Annotated in this window: 13 protein-coding genes; 2 read left to right on the top strand and 11 right to left on the bottom strand. The window is 65.4% G+C overall.

The window, feature by feature from the left end; genetic code table 11:
* Positions 1–136 precede the first annotated feature (136 nt).
* The 10 genes from WS51_RS30085 to WS51_RS30040 all read right to left on the bottom strand — a co-directional run bounded on the left by WS51_RS30085 (position 137) and on the right by WS51_RS30040 (position 12,507).
* Positions 137–1,609, bottom strand: coding sequence for an efflux transporter outer membrane subunit (locus WS51_RS30085; protein ID WP_069230393.1), 1,473 nt, complete (start codon positions 1,607–1,609; stop codon positions 137–139).
* A gap of 47 nt (positions 1,610–1,656) precedes the next feature.
* On the bottom strand, positions 1,657–4,743 hold the full coding sequence (locus tag WS51_RS30080; protein ID WP_059540556.1) for an efflux RND transporter permease subunit: 3,087 nt from the start codon (positions 4,741–4,743) through the stop codon (positions 1,657–1,659).
* Positions 4,740–5,843: an efflux RND transporter periplasmic adaptor subunit gene (locus tag WS51_RS30075; protein ID WP_081056222.1), complete on the bottom strand. Its 1,104-nt coding sequence runs from the start codon at positions 5,841–5,843 to the stop codon at positions 4,740–4,742. The genes WS51_RS30080 and WS51_RS30075 overlap by 4 nt, the downstream gene beginning before the upstream one ends.
* A 159-nt stretch (positions 5,844–6,002) precedes the next feature.
* Positions 6,003–6,437, bottom strand: a complete 435-nt coding sequence (locus tag WS51_RS30070) for a hypothetical protein (RefSeq protein WP_059540552.1) — start codon at positions 6,435–6,437, stop codon at positions 6,003–6,005.
* Positions 6,434–7,624: a multidrug effflux MFS transporter gene (locus WS51_RS30065; protein ID WP_059506221.1), complete on the bottom strand. Its 1,191-nt coding sequence runs from the start codon at positions 7,622–7,624 to the stop codon at positions 6,434–6,436. The genes WS51_RS30070 and WS51_RS30065 overlap by 4 nt, the downstream gene beginning before the upstream one ends.
* A gap of 57 nt (positions 7,625–7,681) precedes the next feature.
* Entirely contained in the window at positions 7,682–8,308 is a 627-nt protein-coding gene (locus tag WS51_RS30060; protein WP_059450097.1) for a thermostable hemolysin, read from the bottom strand.
* A 14-nt stretch (positions 8,309–8,322) separates the two neighbouring features.
* The gene (locus WS51_RS30055; protein ID WP_059506225.1) at positions 8,323–9,792 is read right to left on the bottom strand and encodes an AMP-binding protein; all 1,470 of its coding nucleotides are present in this window, start codon (positions 9,790–9,792) and stop codon (positions 8,323–8,325) included.
* Positions 9,789–10,649, bottom strand: a complete 861-nt coding sequence (locus WS51_RS30050; protein ID WP_230938223.1) for a TauD/TfdA family dioxygenase — start codon at positions 10,647–10,649, stop codon at positions 9,789–9,791. Before WS51_RS30050 ends, WS51_RS30055 begins: the two co-directional genes overlap by 4 nt.
* Positions 10,650–10,920: 271 nt before the next feature.
* On the bottom strand, positions 10,921–11,877 hold the full coding sequence (locus tag WS51_RS30045; protein ID WP_059450100.1) for a LysR family transcriptional regulator: 957 nt from the start codon (positions 11,875–11,877) through the stop codon (positions 10,921–10,923).
* 78 nt (positions 11,878–11,955) lie between these two features.
* A complete protein-coding gene (locus WS51_RS30040) occupies positions 11,956–12,507 on the bottom strand; it encodes a MarR family winged helix-turn-helix transcriptional regulator (protein WP_069230329.1) in 552 nt (183 codons plus the stop codon).
* A gap of 29 nt (positions 12,508–12,536) precedes the next feature.
* Between WS51_RS30040 and WS51_RS30035 the strand changes: the two genes are divergently transcribed.
* On the top strand, positions 12,537–13,424 hold the full coding sequence (locus tag WS51_RS30035; RefSeq protein WP_236872414.1) for an alpha/beta fold hydrolase: 888 nt from the start codon (positions 12,537–12,539) through the stop codon (positions 13,422–13,424).
* 57 nt (positions 13,425–13,481) lie between these two features.
* On the opposite strand, the gene WS51_RS30030 is transcribed toward WS51_RS30035, so the two are convergent.
* Complete coding sequence (locus WS51_RS30030; protein ID WP_059540549.1) at positions 13,482–14,405, bottom strand: LysR family transcriptional regulator; 924 nt, start codon at positions 14,403–14,405, stop codon at positions 13,482–13,484.
* Positions 14,406–14,493: 88 nt separating this feature from the next.
* Between WS51_RS30030 and WS51_RS30025 the strand changes: the two genes are divergently transcribed.
* Positions 14,494–16,098 (top strand): NADH-quinone oxidoreductase subunit L, encoded by a 1,605-nt coding sequence (locus WS51_RS30025; RefSeq protein WP_414016561.1) that lies wholly within the window; start codon positions 14,494–14,496, stop codon positions 16,096–16,098.
* The last annotated feature ends 20 nt before the right edge of the window (positions 16,099–16,118 follow it).

Here is a 16,118-nt window from a genome sequence, read left to right as displayed (position 1 = left end):
TCAACGAACCCGCATTTCCACGGACTGCCGGGTGTGATGAAGGCCAGACCGATGGGAGCATCCCGCAACCAGCGGCATGACCCTGGCCGCGGGCTTATCCCCCGATCGTCCAATTGAAACAAGCTCCTGGAATGTCCTAGTCGGTCAATGCGTCCGGCGCGCGCGGCGTCTCCCCTGCACGCTGGATCCAGCCGCCGCCCAGTGCGCGGTACAGCGTGACCAGGTTCGTCCAGCGCGCCAGGCGCGCGCTGATCAGCGATTGCTGCGCCGAGTACAGATCGGTTTGCGCGGTCAGCACCGACAGGTAGCTGTCGACGCCGTTCTTGTAGCGCAGGTCCGACAGGTCGAAGCGACGCTGCTGCGCGTGCTCGTTGCGCTCGAGCGCGGCGATCTGCTGGTCGTACGTGCCGCGTGCAGCCAGCCCGTCCGACACTTCGCGGAACGCCGACTGGATCGCCTTCTCGTAGTTGGCGATCTCGATGCGCTTCTGCACGTTCGCGAGATTCAGGTTCGCGATGTTCTGCCCGCCTTCGAAGATCGGCATCGTGATCTGTGGCGCGAACGACCACGCCGCCGTGCCGGCCTTGAACAGCCCGCCGAGCGTCGGGCTGCCGGTGCCGAACGCGCCCGTCAGCGAGATACGCGGGAAGAACGCCGCGCGTGCCGCGCCGATGTTCGCGTTCGCGGCCAGCAGCGTCTGCTCGGCCTGCATCACGTCCGGCCGACGCGTCAGCAGGTCCGACGGCAGACCGGCCGGCACGTCCGTCAGCAGGTTCTGCGCATCGAGCGGCATGCCGGGCGGCAGGTCGTCCGGCAGCGGCTCGCCGATCAGCAGCACCAGCGCGTTCAGTGCCTGCGCACGCGCACGCGCCTGAGCCTGCTGGTTCGCGAGCGCCGTCTCGACGACCGTCTGCGCCTGACGCAGCTCGAGCTCGGAGCCCGTGCCGTTGTCGAACTGCAGCTTCGTCAGGTCGTACGACGCCTGTGCCGTCTTCAGCGTGTTCTCCGTGACCTTCAGCAGGTCGTCGGTGGACAGCAGCGTCAGGTACTGGTCCGCGACCTGCGACACGAGCGAGATCTCGGCAGCCTGCCGCGCATACGACGTCGACAGGTATTGCGCGAGCGCCTGGTCCTTCAGGCTCTGCACGCGACCGAACAGGTCGAGTTCCCACGACGCCGAAACGCCGACGTTGTAGGCGCGCGAGATATACGGCGCACCGGTCTGCGACAGGCCCTGCGGCACGCGCTGGATGTTGCCCGTGCCCGTGCCGTCGAGCGTCGGGAACAGGCCCGCGCGCGTGATCTGGTACTGCGCGCGCGCCGCCTCGATGTTCAGCACCGACACGCGCAGGTCGCGGTTGTTCTTCAGCGCGATCTCGATCAGCCGCTGCAGGCGCGGATCGACGAAGAATTCGCGCCAGCCGATGGCGGTCGCCGCCTGGCCGTTCGCGCTGCGCGCGCCGGCAGCGCCCGGCTGCGTCGCATAGACGCCGCCGGCCGGGTACGCCTGCGCGACGGGCGCGTCGGGCCGCGTGTAATGCGGCGCCAGCGTGCAGCCCGTGACGAACAGCGCGAACGCCGCAGCGGCCGCCATGCGAAATCCATTCATGTTGCCCTCGTTGCGTCCCGTCGCGGCACGCGTTTCAGATTGCACTTTCATACGGTCTCCTGCACGCGGGCGCGCTCGCTTTCCGCCGCCTCGCGATGGCGCTTCGCGATCAGCGTGTACACGGTCGGCAGCACGAACAGCGTGAACAGCGTACCGACCAGCATGCCGGTCGAGACCGTGATCCCGATCGCGAAGCGGCTGGCCGCGCCCGCGCCGCGCGCGAAAATCAGCGGGACGAGGCCGGCAACCATCGCGGCCGTCGTCATGAGGATCGGCCGCAGCCGTACCGAGGCCGCGTGCTCGATCGCCGCGCGCCGGTCGAGATGCTGCGTGCGTTGCAGCTCGTTCGCGAAGCTCACCATCAGGATCCCATGCTTGGAAATCAGGCCGATCAGCGTCACGAGCCCGATCTGCGTATAGATGTTCAGCGTCGCGAAGCCGAGGTACAGAGGCACCAACGCGCCGCACACCGACAGCGGCACCGACACAAGGATCACGAGCGGATCTCGCAGGCTCTCGAACTGCGCGGCGAGCACCAGGAAGATCACGACGAGCGCGAACACGAACGTGACCGTCAGCCGATTGCCTTCCTGCACGTATTGCCGCGATTCGCCGAGCCAGTCGATCTCGTAGCCGGCCGGCAGCGGCTGTTTCTGCAGAAACTCGACCGCTTGCCCCATCGTCACGCCCGGTGCGGCCACCGCCGACAGGGTCGCCGAGTTCAACTGGTTGAACTGCGTGAGCGCGTTCGCCTGGCTGCCGTTCGACACGCGCACGACGGTAGACAGCGCCACCATCTTGCCGCCGCGCGTCTTCACGTAGTAGCGGTTCAGCATGTCCGACGACAGGCGCTCCGCGCGCGCGACCTGCGGAATCACGTCGTACGAGCGACCGTTGTGATCGAAGCGGTTCACGTAGTTCTCGCCCACGAGCACCGCGAGCGTATCGGCGATATCCTTCATCGTCACGCCGAGCGCATTCGCCTGGTTACGGTCGATCGTTATACCGACCGCGCGGCTGTCGAAGGTCAGGTCGCTGTCGACCACCGCGAACAGTCCGCTCTTCGACGCGGCGGCCTTCAACTTTTCCATCGTCGCGAAGATGCCGTTGAAATCGGCGGGCGCGCGCAGCACCATCTGGATCGGCAGGCCGCCGCTCGACGCGGGCAGCGACGGCAGCAGGAACGTGAACACCTGGTCGCCGCCGATCGCGTTCGCGCCCGCCTGCACCCGCGCCTGCAGGTCGGCCGCACTGCGCGTGCGCTTCGACCAGTCGACGAGATTCACGCCGGCGAAGCCGAGGTTCGCCCCGCCGACACCGTTCAACACGAAGCTGGTATCCGCTTCCGGCAGCGAGCGGAACACCTTCTCGATCTGCGGCGCGTAGCGTTCGAGGTAGTCCAGATTCGCGTACTGCGGCGCCTTCACCTGCAGCATGATCGAGCCCTGGTCCTCCTGCGGCGCCAGTTCGCGCTTCACGCCGCTGAACAGCAGGCCGATGCCCAGCAGAACGCCCGCTCCGAACACCAGCACCGCCGGCCGCGCGCCGAGGCTCGCGTGCAGCAGGCGCCGGTACCCGTGCGTGACGCGCGAGAGCGTGTGTTCGATCGCCCGCGCGACCCGGCCCTCCGACATCCGGCTGTCGAGCAGCAGCGAGCTCAGCATGGGCGACAGCGTCAACGCGATGACGGCTGACACGCACACCGCCCCTGCGAGCGTGAACGCGAACTCGCGGAACAACGAGCCGGTCAGCCCGCCCATCAGCCCGATCGGCGCATACACGGCAACGAGCGTGATGGTCATCACGATCACCGGCGACGCGATCTCGCGCGCGCCGAGCAGCGCCGCACGCGCGGGCGGCTCGCCGGATTCGATGTGCCGGTGAATGTTCTCGACGACGACGATCGCGTCGTCCACGACGAGCCCGATCGCCAGCACCATCGCGAGCAACGTGAGCAGGTTCAGCGAAAAGCCCGCGGCCAGCATCAGCGCGGCGGAACCGACGAGCGCGAGCGGAATCGTCACGACCGGAATCACGACCGCGCGGAACGAGCCGAGGAACAGGAAGATGACGACCACGACAATGGCGATCGCCTCGATGATCGTCTCGCGCACCTCGTCGATCGACGCATTGACGAAGCGCGCGACGTCGAACACGTCGCCGATCGTGATGCTGGCCGGTTTGCTGCGCTCCATCGTCGGCAGCAACGCCTGTACGCCGCGCACGATGTCGAGCGGGTTGCCCGACGGCGTCGCGTTGATCGCGATGTTGACCGCGCGGCGCCCGTTCATCAGCGCGCTCGCGTTGTATTGCTGGCCGCCCAGCTCGATCGTCGCGACGTCGCGCAAGCGCACGAAACCGCCGTTCGCGTCCGATTTCACGACGAGGTTGCCGAACGCGCCGACATCGGTCAGGTCGGTGTTCGCGGAAATGTCGGCGACGGTCAGCGCGCCCTTCAACTGGCCCGGCGCAGCCTGTACGTTGTTCGCCTTCAGCGCGGCCGCGACGTCGCCGGCCGACAGCCCGTGCGCGGCGAGCCGCGATGCATCGAGCCAGACGCGCATCGCGAGATTCTGCCCGCCGACGATTTCGGCGGACGCGACGCCCGGCACCGTGGTGACCAGCGGCTGCGCCACGCGCACCACGTAATCGGTGATCTCGGGGATCGACAACGTATCGCTCGAGAAGCCCAGATACATCACGGCCGTCGGCGCGTCGGTCAGCTTGGTGATCACGGAGTCGTACGCGCCTTCGGGCATCTTGTACTTGACCTCCTGCACCTTCGCCATGATTTCGGTCATCGCGCGATCGGCGTTCGCATTCAGGCGCAGCCGCGCCTTCACGACGCTCTTGCCCTGCGTGGACGTGGAGGTCAAATACTCGATGCCGTCCGCGGTCGCGATCGACTGTGCGATCGGCGTCGTCACGAAACCCTGCATCAACGCCTGCGACGCACCGGGATAGGCCGTCTCGACGCTGATCGTCGCGCTCTCCAGCATCGGGTACTGGCGCACCGGCAGCGCACCGAGCGAGCGCAGGCCCACCAGCAGGATCAGCAGGCTGCAGACGATCGACAGCACCGGCCGCCGCACGAAGATGTCGGTGAAACGCGCGCCTTGGGTCGTCTGGCTCATCGTACCGTCTCCCGTTGTGTGCCTGCATCGGCCAGCGCCTGCACTTTCGCGCCAGGCGCGACGCGCAACTGGCCGGTCGTCACGACCACGTCGCCGGCGCGCAAGCCGTCTTCGATGACGATGCGGCCACGCTCGCGCGCGCCGGCACGCACCTGGCGCACGCGTGCAACGCCGACGCCACGCCCGTCGCGCTGCTCGACCACCACCACGGTATCGCCCGCCTGGGAGGTCTGCACGGCGGTATCCGGCACGCTGATCACCGCGTCGCGGCCAGGCAGCGCCAGATGCGCGTCGATATACATGCCGGGGCGCAGCAACTGGCCGGTATTGGTCACCGTGGCCTGCACGGTGATGTTGCGGGTATCGTCGCCAACCTGCGGCTCGATCGCCGTTACGTGGCCTTCGAAGGTCTGCCCCGGATACGCATCCGTCGTCACGCGCACCGTCTGGCCGAGCGATACGCGGCTCAACTCCTTCTGCGGCACCGTGAAGTTCGCGTACAACACACCGAGATCGGTCAGCGTCGCGATCGGGTCGCCCGGATTCAGGTACTGCCCGACGTTCACGCGGCGCAAGCCGATCACGCCGGAGAACGGTGCGCGGATCAGCTTTTGCGTGATGACCGCTTGCGTCTCGCGGATGTCGGCGCGCGCGGCGTCGAGTTCGTAGCGGCGTGCGTCGAATGTCGCCTTCGGCTCGGCACCGTTCGGCACGAGCTGCACGGCGCGGTCGAACTGCCGGCGCGTATAGTCGGCCTTCGCCTGCAAGCCCGCGAGCTTCGCCTGCTCGGGTGCGTCGTACAGTTGCACGAGCGTTTGCCCGGCGCTCACGCGCGAGCCCGCGACGAACCGGATGTCGACGACGCGGCCCGCGACCTCCGGCGCGATGGTCACCTGCCGTACCGCTTCGAGCGAGCCGACCGCCTCGAGCGTCGGCGCATCGGCCTGCGGCTTCACGACGATGGTTTCGACCGGCAACGGCGCCGGTGGCGACGCGGGCCGATCGGCGGCCGATACACGTTCCGTGCGCCACAGGAACAATGTGCCCGACAGGACGACCAACGCGCCTGCGGCAAGGAACACAGAGCGTCTCACCGATATCTCCTCAATGAATCAGTCATGACATCAGTTTGGGTGGAACCGCCGCCCCCGGGACGTCAACTTTTCGAATCCCTGTTTAAATTTTTCGCATGCCTGACACAAAAAAAGCCGCTTGCCCCGACGACCGAGACAAGCGGCAAAGCAACGCCCGCCACCGGTTCAGATGGTGGTGGCAGGCGCTCGCGGCGCATGAAGGGTCCATGCGCGCGCATACGGGTATGACATGGCCAACAGGACGGCGCCGAACAGCAACAACGGATTGGTGCCGACCGCCCCGCACATGAGGAACAGCACCGACATCGCCGCCACGCCTGCAATACCCCACGCGATCGCGATGCCGAGCAGGATCGACAGCCCCGCAGCCAGCTCGAGCCAGGGCACGATCAGATTCACCGCGACGACGTGCGGAAGCGCGACGTGCACGATCGCGCTGGTCAGCGCGAGCCGCACGGCTTCGGGCGCTGCCGCGGAGCGCGACACGGCAGCCGTCAGAAAGGGGCCTGCGTCGAAGTGCCCGACGATCTTCGTCAAGCCCGCCCAGCTCCAGAACGCGCCGAGTACGAGCCGCAGCGCGAGCGCGACGGCGGCCTTCATCGCGCCACCTGCGGATGCCGGCGATGCAGGTGCCGGAAGCCGATCATGGTCACGCCCAGCAGACATGCGAACATGATCGCAATCGTCGCGTTCGTCTCCATGGGCAGCGCGCTGACGACCCCCGACACGATGGAACCGAGCGCCAGCATCAGGCACCCTTGCAGACTGGCTGCGGCGCCGGCGCGGCCCGGGAACAGCGCCATCGAGCGCGCCATCGCGTTGGAGAAGATGAAGCCCTGCGCAAACGCGATCAGCATGATTCCGCCGAGGGCGGTCACCAGGTTCAGCTCGACGCCGCTCGACGCCACGCAGGCCACCCCGAGCGCAAAGGTCGCGATGCCGCCGCGCATGAGCTGCTCGCCGCTGTAGCGGCGGATCAGGCTCCGGTTCAGCGTCGTGCCGCCGAGGTAGCACAAGCCGACGCCGAGCGCGGTCGAGCCGAAGTAGGCCGCGGAATGCCCGAGGCGGATTTGCACGATGTACGGCCCGATCACGTTCCACATCAGGAACGCCGAGAAGCTCATCCCGAGCATCGCGACAGCCGACTGGAAGTGCGGATCAGACAGGATCTCGCGATAGCCCGCAATGGTTTGCCGCGGCGTGCGCCGCAACTCCGGACGCAGCGTCTCGCGCAGGCCCGCGAACGCAAACGACAGCACGACGAGCCCGTAGCCGCAATACACGACGAAGTTCCAGCGCCAGCCGGCCCACTCCTGCACGTGTCCGCCCACATACGGCGCGATCACGGGGCCCAACCCGAACGCGAGGCTGAGGTAGACGATCGCGACGCGGAAGCGGTCGCCCTTCAGCCGGTCGACCAGCACGGCGCGCGCGACGACCTGGCATGAGCCGATCGCGAAGCCCTGAATCGCGCGTCCCGCCATCAGCACCTCGAACGAAGGCGCGACGACCGCCAGCGCACTGCCGGCGATGAACAGCACGAGGCCGAAGAGTATCGACGGGCGTCTGCCCCACCAATCGGCCAGTATGCCGAACCCGAGCTGGCCGATCGCATAGAACACGAGCGTGATCGTGATCGTGTTCTGCATCATGCTCGGCATGACGTCGAGTTCGCGACCGATGGCCGGGATGCTCGGCGCATAGAGATCGATCGCGATCCCGCCGACGCTATTGATCAGCGGCGCCAGGAACACGAGGAAGTTTTCATATCTGTTTGAGTTGGACATGGGGACGTTCCTGAAATGACGGGACAGGCCGACGCGAGTGCGTGCGGCCTGTCGGGATCAATGACCGTTGGCGGTGCATTCGACCTGTCTCGGCGGCATGCGGGCCGAGGGCGGATCGGCGAGCGGGCTCCACATCGGCAAATCGTTGCGTCTGGCCATGTCGTCGATCCTCACCATGATGACGCGCGGCGAGTTGTCGTAGTACGTGCCCCAGTCGACATGCCGGTCACGCACCCGGCTCACGCACGCGCGGCCCAGATCGTCATAGGCGATTTGCAACGACTGCACGATGTAGCGCACCCGCTCCGTCGCGGTCATCAGCACGTACCGGTAGTGGTGCTGGGCCAGTGTGCGGAACACGCTCGCCATCAGGTAGCGCCCGGCGCCCTTCTGGCCGAACGACGAGAACTGCCCGAGCTCGATCAGCTCCGCACGCGACAGCCCATACAGGCTCGTCAGCGATTCGTCGAGGTAATGCTCCGAGAACAGCCGCGCGCTGTCGCCCCAGCTGAGCCCCAGGCACGCGTATCCGGGCAAGGTTCTGTTGCGGTCGGTCAGACACCAGAACTGGTCCGGGCGAGGCTCCGGACGCGCGCCGTGCGCCTGATAGTAGTGCTGCGAGACCGCGAGCTGAATCTCGCGATAGGCGTCCTGGCCCGGGTGAAAGGTCCGTACGATCTGCACGTTCGGCTCCCCGGTCAGTAAAGCGACGCCGCGTGGTCACGCTCGATCAGCTGGCGGCGCGGCCGCCCGGTGACCGTGTAGTAATCCGTGCGGAAGCGCTCGATGTCGGTCACGACCCGGACGCGCCGCACCCGCGCGAAATCCGCGAGCCGCGGTTCGAGCCGCGCCATCTCGTCGCGCACCGCCGCTTCGTCGTGCGTGGACAGCACGATCGCCGCCGGCTCTTCGCGCCCTTCGCCGAACACCACGATGTCGTCGATCAGCGCGCTTTCCTTGTAAACCGTCTCCACCCACTCCGGCGAGATGTTGCGCGCCGTCGACAGGATGATCACGTGCTTCTTGCGGCCGGTGATGTACAGGAAGCCATCGACGATCTCGGCGAGGTCGCCGGTATGCAGGTAGCCGTCGGTGAGCTCGCACGACGTATCGTCCGAGTTGTAGTAGCCCGCGCAGAGCGTCGGTGTGCGCACGCGCAGCTCGCCGTCGACGATCACCGGCTCGATGCCGTCGAGGAACGTCCCGGCGGAACCGATGCGGCGCTGCCCCGGATAGTTCAGCGAGATGATCGAGCTGTTCTCGCTGAGACCGTACGCTTCGTACACCTGCACGCCGCGCTTGTCCAACGATTCGAGCACGGTGGCCGGAATCTTCGCGCCGCCCGTGATGATATGCGGATTGCGGCGGCCGAACAGTTGCGTCGTACCGGTCGACTCCAGCAGGGTATCGGCCTCCTCGAGCAGCTTCGGCGGCAAGTACAGGAAGTTCGGATCGACGCGGGCGATCAGGTCCAGGTATTCGCGCGCATTGCCGCTGCGTGCGCCGTACTCCGCGTAGTGCGCGGGCATCAGCGTCAGCGAGCCGCCCGACAGCACCGGCAGGAACACGCCGAGGACCTGTTCGATCAGCAGGCTCATCGGCACGATCGACAGGTAGTCGAGCGGGCCGGCCGGCACGCGCTTCAGCACGTTCGTCACGAGCAGCCCGACCGCCTCGTCGCGGATCTTCACGCCCTTCGGCTTCGACGTCGTACCGGACGTATGGATGATCCCGCAGATGCCCGGCTCGATCCGCTCCCCGGTGGGTGCACCCGCTGCGGGCCATTCGTCGCTCGCGGCGTTGATGCACGAGATGCCCGGCAGGATCGAACCGATGCGTGCGGCCGTTTGCGCATCCTGCGCGAAGATCGCGGTGGCCTTGTGCAGCAGGCTGCCGATCTGCTCGTCGGAAAACTCGATCGGCACCGGCAGCAGCACCGCCTTCACGCGCAAGATCGCGAGCATCGTCGCCACCCATGTGTAGCTGGAGCGCGCGGCAATACCGAACACGAGACCGCTGCAATCGCCGTACACCTCCTCCAGCTTGCCGCCGATCCGCGCGACGTCGGCGCGCAGTTGGTCGAGCGAGTATTCGCGGCCGTCCATCTCCCGCACGACGATGCGGTTCGGCGCTTCGGCAAAATGACGTTCGACAAGTGCGCTGATCATGCGATTGCTCCCTTGCGATAGCTTTGCGCACCGAAGATGCGGCGTCCCGTGTCCGCGAGGCGGCGGCGGCCGTGCATCACGCGACTGTTGTCGATCACGACGATGTCGCCCTTGTTCCAGAACAGGTCGTACGTATAGCGGGCGGTCACGTCCTTGATCTCGTCCCACACTTCGAAATCGATGTCGCTACCGTCGGCCCACGTGATCAGCGGCGGCTCGTAGTTCACGCTCGGCCCGAGCAGCGAGTTGCAGAACGCGCGACGGCCGGAGAAGCAGCTGACGGTGATCGCATCGGTCACACGTTCGGACGACACGAGAAACTCGTCGAGCCGGCGATAGTGCTGGCCGCGAACGCGCTGGTTGACGACCTCGAGGTGCGAGTCGTTCACTTCGTGCAACGGCAGCTGGAGTTCGACGCTCAGGAAGCGTTGCACGTTCGGCCAGGGAATGCGGCGCGAATACTTGATCTGGCGTTGCTCGAACAGACGGCGCACGGCCGGCGTCAGTTCCTGCAGCACGCGCTGCCCGTCGCAGATCGTCGTTTCGGAGCCGACGCGAGCCGGCTCGAGGCAGTAGAACCATTGCAGGTCAGGCGTGAACGGCAGGTTGCCGTTTTCACGGTGCAGGCCCATTTCAAGCTCGCCGGCATCGATTTCGGCGGTGTTTTCCGTCGAGGTCTTGCGCGCCGGATCGAATGTGACGCGCGCCGAATGCTGGCTGACGAAGCGGTTGAAATCGTCGAGCGTATCGGCGAAATTGCGAAAGATCACGACACCCGAATGGGCGAGTTGCTGGTACAACTGATCGGTATCGACCAGGTCGATCGCCTTTTGACCGGCTTCGAGGCTTTCGATCAACTCGAAGCCGAAACGCGGTAACGGTTTGTGTTGAACCCTCGCAGCGACTACATCAACAACATCCATCATGGTTGCCTCTCAGTATGGTTAGTTTTGTGTTCGAATCACGGCCTCGTCGAACACTGACTAATCTACCGACACGGCAGGGCGCACCGTTTTAAAAATTAAATGGTGGATGTGAATTTGTTCAGGCGACTGAAAGGAAGCCCGGCTTTGGTTCCGCACTGGCAATAAACCGCACCGATCGCCGGACGGTGCGGCTCGATCGCGGCTACGCGCGCGGCAATTCCGCCGGCTCGAACGCGTTGGCGCTCGCGAGATCCTTGAAGAGGCTGCGCATGGTGCGGATGTCGGGATTCTTTTCCATCGGCGTCGACCAGATCACGTCCAGCGTGAAGGTCGGGAAGCCGAGCGGCACTTCGCAGATCTGTACGTTCGCCGGAATCGACAGATGCTGGATCAGGCGCCGCGGCAGCGTCAGCGCGACCGGCAGCCGCGCGACGATGTTCAGGCAGGCCTGATACGTGTTGGCGCGCGCGACGATGCTGCGCGAGCGGCCGAGCTTTTCGAGCCAGCCGTCGATCATGTTGCGCTCGGATACCCAGGGCGTCGGGAACACGTGCTCCATGTCGCAGAATTCGTCGAGCGAGACGCGCGTCGACTGTGCGAGCTTGCGCGACGCGGTCAGACACACGAACGTGTCGGAGAGCACCGACTCCCATTGCAGGTCGGGATGCAGCCGATGGTAGCCGGGACCGAAGCCGATCGCGAAATCGAGTTCTCCGGCCAGCAGCCGTTCTACCGGCAGCTCGCGGCCGAGGCGATCGACGATCAGCGAGGTTTCACGGCCGCGCTTCATGAACGACTCGAGCACTCCCGGCAACAGCAGCAGCTCGAAGTACTCCGGCGCGCATACGCGCATCACGCGGCGCGACGTTGCGGCCACCTGGTCGTCATCCATGTCGGCGCAGTGGTTCACCGCGTCGATCACGTTTCGCAAATACGGCTCGATAGCCTCGGCCTTGGCCGTCGCGACGAGGCTGCCGCGATCGACGTCGAAGAGCACGTCGTGAAAGCAATTGCGCAAGCGTTTCAGGCAATAGCTGACTGTCGGCTGGCTGATGCTCAGGACTTCGGCGGTGCGGCGCGCGCTTTTATGTTCGTACAGACACAGAAATACCATCACGTCCTGAAGATCGAGTTGGCGTAATACATTACTGTTAAGCACGATATTTCCTTATCGTTATTGTTGTCGCCGGCATCATTTTTTTCGGTCTTTATCTTAAACCCATCGACCTTCGGTATGTCACATCCGCTCCCCGCGCTCCCACCGTGCGCCGTCAGGCATGAGCGCTTCGCCCGGTAGCGCGAGAAGCGCACGCTTCAGGAGCGACGCAAGGGTCGTGCGGTCGTCCCGATCCAGCCCGCCGAGCAACAGATTCAGCGTGTCGACGTGCACATTCACCGCCCTGTCGATCAGCGCGAGCCCCTCGCGAGTCAATCGCACGGCCATTCCCCTTCCGTCTTGCGGATTTGGAATTCGCTCGACGAGGCCGGCCTGCTCGAGCCGCATCAGGCGGTTGGTGATCGCGCCCGACGAAAGCATCAGGGATCGGTATAGCTGCGTGGGCGACAGTTCGTATGGTGCGCCCGCCCGGCGAAGCGTGGCCAGAACGTCGAATTCGCCCTCCTTGAAGCCAAACGGCGCCAACGCTTCGGTCCGCGCCCGCTCGCAATGCTTTGCCAGTCGCGCCAAACGTCCGAACACCTCCATCGACGCGACATCGAGTTCAGGTCGCTCGTCGCGCCACTGCGCGACGACGAGGTCAACGTGATCTTCCGGGCCAGGAACCATCATGAATATCCTCGCATTCGATGGGGGCTTGGTTGCTCAACTTGCAGCCAATATATCTCAATATTAAGATAGTTCGGAAGCACACGTCGGGGCAGCAGTGGAGCAGGCAGATGGCAAAACTATCATTCAGTGACCACGATCTTTATTATGCGGACGTCGGCAGCGGCCAACCGATCATATTGATTCACGATCTGGGCAGCTGCGGTCTCGCATGGGCACGGCAAATGCCGTTTCTCCGTCAAGCGGGTTATCGCGTGATCGTTCCGGATCTGCCGGGGCACGGTGCGTCGTCGTATCCGCAGCGCACGCTTGACGTGAGGGAACTTGCCGGCGGCGTGCAGTTTCTCCTGGATCACCTTGGCCTCGAAAGTGCCGCCCTCGTCGGCATCTCGCTCGGTAGCGCGATCGCCTTGACGATCGCGCTCGATGCACCCGCCCGCGTCGGCAAGCTGGTCGTCTGCAACGGCTTCTCGAACCTCGTCGACGACGATTTCGTCCGCCGCTTCGAGTTGTGGAAATGCGGTTTCGCGCGCGACGATGACGCAACCCGGTGGTTCGAGGAAATGTGGCCGCAGATGGTGAGCACCGAATTCGCTCAGTCGGAAGACGGTGAAATCGCGTATCAAATCGGCCATGCTCGTGCGGCAACGACCGATTCCGCGCAGCTCGCCCGCCTTTGCATCGGGATCGCGAACTACGACGTCAGGAGACGACTGAATCTCATACGCAGCGAAACGCTCGTGTTGCAAAGCGAAGATGGCAGCATTTTTCCGGCAACCGAAGGGCAACGGCTCGCGGCCATGATTCCGGGCGCCCGCTTCGAAACCCTTCCCGAAGGCGGACATCATGCAAATCTCGACCGTGCCGGCGCGTTCAACTGGGCGGTATTGCGCTTTCTGAGCGGGTCGAGCGCTGTGTAGGTGCGCTTATATATCTCGTGTGAATGGGCGAGATGCGAGGAGCGTCATCGCCCCAGATCACGACGCAGGACTCCTGCCGGACGCCTCCATCTTCGAGAGCGTTACACCGGCCAGCAATTGCTCGAGGCGTTCGATCCGATGCCGATGCGGCGTGGTAATCGCGTAGAAGTGCTCCTGAAGTTCCGGCGTTTGTCCTACGCTGACGAGCACACCCTGCCGCAACTCGTCTTGCACAACCACTTCCGGCAGCACTGTCAGCCACCCACTGTCCCGTGCGATAAGTCGCAGCATCGCCATGTCGTCGACCTCGGCCCTGACCCGCGGCTTCACACCTGCCGACGCGCACAGCGCATCGAAGCGGGCCCGCAGCGCGTGCCGCGCTCCCGGCAACGCAACGTCGACGCCGCCCAGGTCGTCCGGCACGCGCAAGCTGCGGCCGCGCCAGACGCTCGCAGGCCCCACCAGCGAGATGGCCTGACTGCCAAGAAAGCTGCAATGGAGCGGTCGGTCGGGGTCGGAAGGCAGCGGCTCGTTCGCCAGCACGATGTCTAGCTGATGCTGCAGCAGTCGCTCGATGAGGCCGTCGAGCATGCCCGTCTCGAGCGTGAGCGTCACGCCGGGATCGCTCAGAAGCGGACGGATCCAGTTTTCCTGATAGTTGCGCGAGACCGTTGCGACGCTGCCGACGCGCAATCGCAGCATGCCTTCCGAGCGTCCCTGCAGCCTGCCGAGCATTTCCTGCCCCAGGCCGAAAATGTTTTCCGCGTACGTGAAGACCATACGGCCCGTGTCCGTCAGGATCAACCGCCGCTTTTCGCGCTCGAACAGCGCCTCGCCCAGCCGGTCCTCCAGCTGCCTGATCTGCGCGGAAAGTGCCGACTGAGAAATATGAAGCTCGCCTGCCGCCTGCGTCAGATGGCCGGTCCGGGCCACCCGCCAGAAGTAGAACAAGTGATGAAAGTTCAGATGTTCGATCTGCATCGTTCTCTTTTATCAATGTTTTCGTTCTAAAGAATATATTTTACAGAATAATCTGCATCGAACATCATTCCGCGCATTGTTTCGCGAGATGTTTGCCATGCCCGTCACCCACGTCGTTTTATTCGTCTGCGCATTGGCGCCCGCGGCGCTGATGTCGACAGCCGCCGCGCTGCTCGGGTCTCGCCCCGACGACAGCCGCGCCGTGTGGAAACCATTCCATCGGCTCGCGGCGATCGCGTTGCTGGTTGCGCTGATCCAGCCTGTCGTGCTGGCGACGGCCCCGCCGCCCGCAGCCAACGCGCATGACGGCGCGTGGACCGCGTGGATCGAAGTGACCCCGCTCGCCGCGTGGATGGCCGCGCTGGTGCAACTGCTCGGGACCGTGATTGCCGTGTTCTCCGGGCGCTATCTGCACGGCGAACCGGGGCAGCCGCGTTATGCCGCCGCATTCGCCGGCGTGCTCGCGTCGGTGCACGTGCTTCTGCTGTCCGGGCACTGGCTGCTGCTGATCGCGGCATGGGCCGGCGTCGGCGTGTCGCTGCGCGATCTGCTGTGCTTTTACCGGGACCGTCCGTTTGCGCGACTGGCAGCCCACAAGAAGCAGATCGTCGACCGCTTGGCCGATTTGTTGCTGGTCGCGGCTGCTGGCCTGGCATGGGCGGAGGTCGGCGGCGGCACGTTCGCCGCGCTTCGGGAACACATTGCGGCCCACGGCGCGTCGACACCGTTGCAGGTCAGTGCAGTCTGCCTGGTGCTCGCGATCGTCCTGCGCACCGCGCTGTTCCCGGTCCATGGCTGGTTGATTCAGGTGATGGAAGCGCCGACCCCGGTCTCTGCGCTGCTGCATGCCGGCGTCGTCAATCTTGCCGGCTACCTACTGATGCGCTTCGCACCGCTGCTTGCAGTGGCGCCGGCCGCGCGCTGGCTGCTCGTCGGATTCGGCCTCGGCACCACGTTCCTGGCCGGCTTCGTCATGCTCACGCGCATCAGCATCAAGGTGCGTCTGGCATGGTCCACCGTTGCGCAGATGGGCTTCATGGTGCTCGAGTGCGGCCTCGGTCTGTATCAGCTGGCTGCGCTGCATCTGATCGGCCATTCGCTCTACAAGGCGCACACGTTTCTTTCCGCGTCGTCGGCGGTGCGGAACACGCGACTGCAGATCATGCGCGGCCGCCGTAATGCAGCGCTCCCGAGCCTGGTGCTCGCGCCGGCCGCGAGCCTGATCGTCGTCATGCTCGTGCAGACACTGGTGCCGACCGGAAGCTGGCCGTGGTGGTGGAGCGGCGTGCTCGCGCTTGCATGGGCGCCGCTGCTATGGATTCCGGTTGCCGAAGAAGGCGAGCCCGCCCGCGTATGGACGCACCTATGCTTCGGCACCGCGCTGATCGCAGGCTATACGGCGGTGGCGACGCTGGCGCACCATCTCCCGCTCGGCGTCGCTGATGCGCCGTTCCACGTTGCGGGCCCGGTCGCGCTCGCGGGCATGGCGCTGTTCTACGTCGGCCTGGCGGCGCTGCAAGGCTGCCCGCACCGCTTCGCGACGTGGCGGCGATGGAGCTACGCGGGATTCTATGTGGACGAGTTCTACACGCGCTTCGCGTTGCGCGTCTGGCCGGCCCGCTGGGCGCCGCACGATGCGGCCCACGCGCCGCGACCGGGTGCGGTCACGTCGCCCGGCCTCACCGAACGATGAGCCGCTGATCCGGAGAATCA

The organism is Burkholderia territorii (genome assembly GCF_001718335.1).
Classification (GTDB): domain Bacteria; phylum Pseudomonadota; class Gammaproteobacteria; order Burkholderiales; family Burkholderiaceae; genus Burkholderia; species Burkholderia territorii.
This window is presented reverse-complemented; position numbering and strand designations above follow the sequence as displayed.

Bases quoted from the DNA above. Each gene is read 5' to 3' on its own strand.
- WS51_RS30085 (WP_069230393.1), bottom strand. From the start codon at position 1,609: ATGAATGGATTTCGCATGGCGGCCGCTGCGGCGTTCGCGCTGTTCGTC.
- WS51_RS30080 (WP_059540556.1), bottom strand. From the start codon at position 4,743: ATGAGCCAGACGACCCAAGGCGCGCGTTTCACCGACATCTTCGTGCGG.
- WS51_RS30070 (WP_059540552.1), bottom strand. From the start codon at position 6,437: ATGAAGGCCGCCGTCGCGCTCGCGCTGCGGCTCGTACTCGGCGCGTTC.
- WS51_RS30065 (WP_059506221.1), bottom strand. From the start codon at position 7,624: ATGTCCAACTCAAACAGATATGAAAACTTCCTCGTGTTCCTGGCGCCG.
- WS51_RS30055 (WP_059506225.1), bottom strand. From the start codon at position 9,792: ATGATCAGCGCACTTGTCGAACGTCATTTTGCCGAAGCGCCGAACCGC.
- WS51_RS30040 (WP_069230329.1), bottom strand. From the start codon at position 12,507: ATGATGGTTCCTGGCCCGGAAGATCACGTTGACCTCGTCGTCGCGCAG.
- WS51_RS30030 (WP_059540549.1), bottom strand. From the start codon at position 14,405: ATGCAGATCGAACATCTGAACTTTCATCACTTGTTCTACTTCTGGCGG.
- WS51_RS30025 (WP_414016561.1), top strand. From the start codon at position 14,494: ATGTTTGCCATGCCCGTCACCCACGTCGTTTTATTCGTCTGCGCATTG.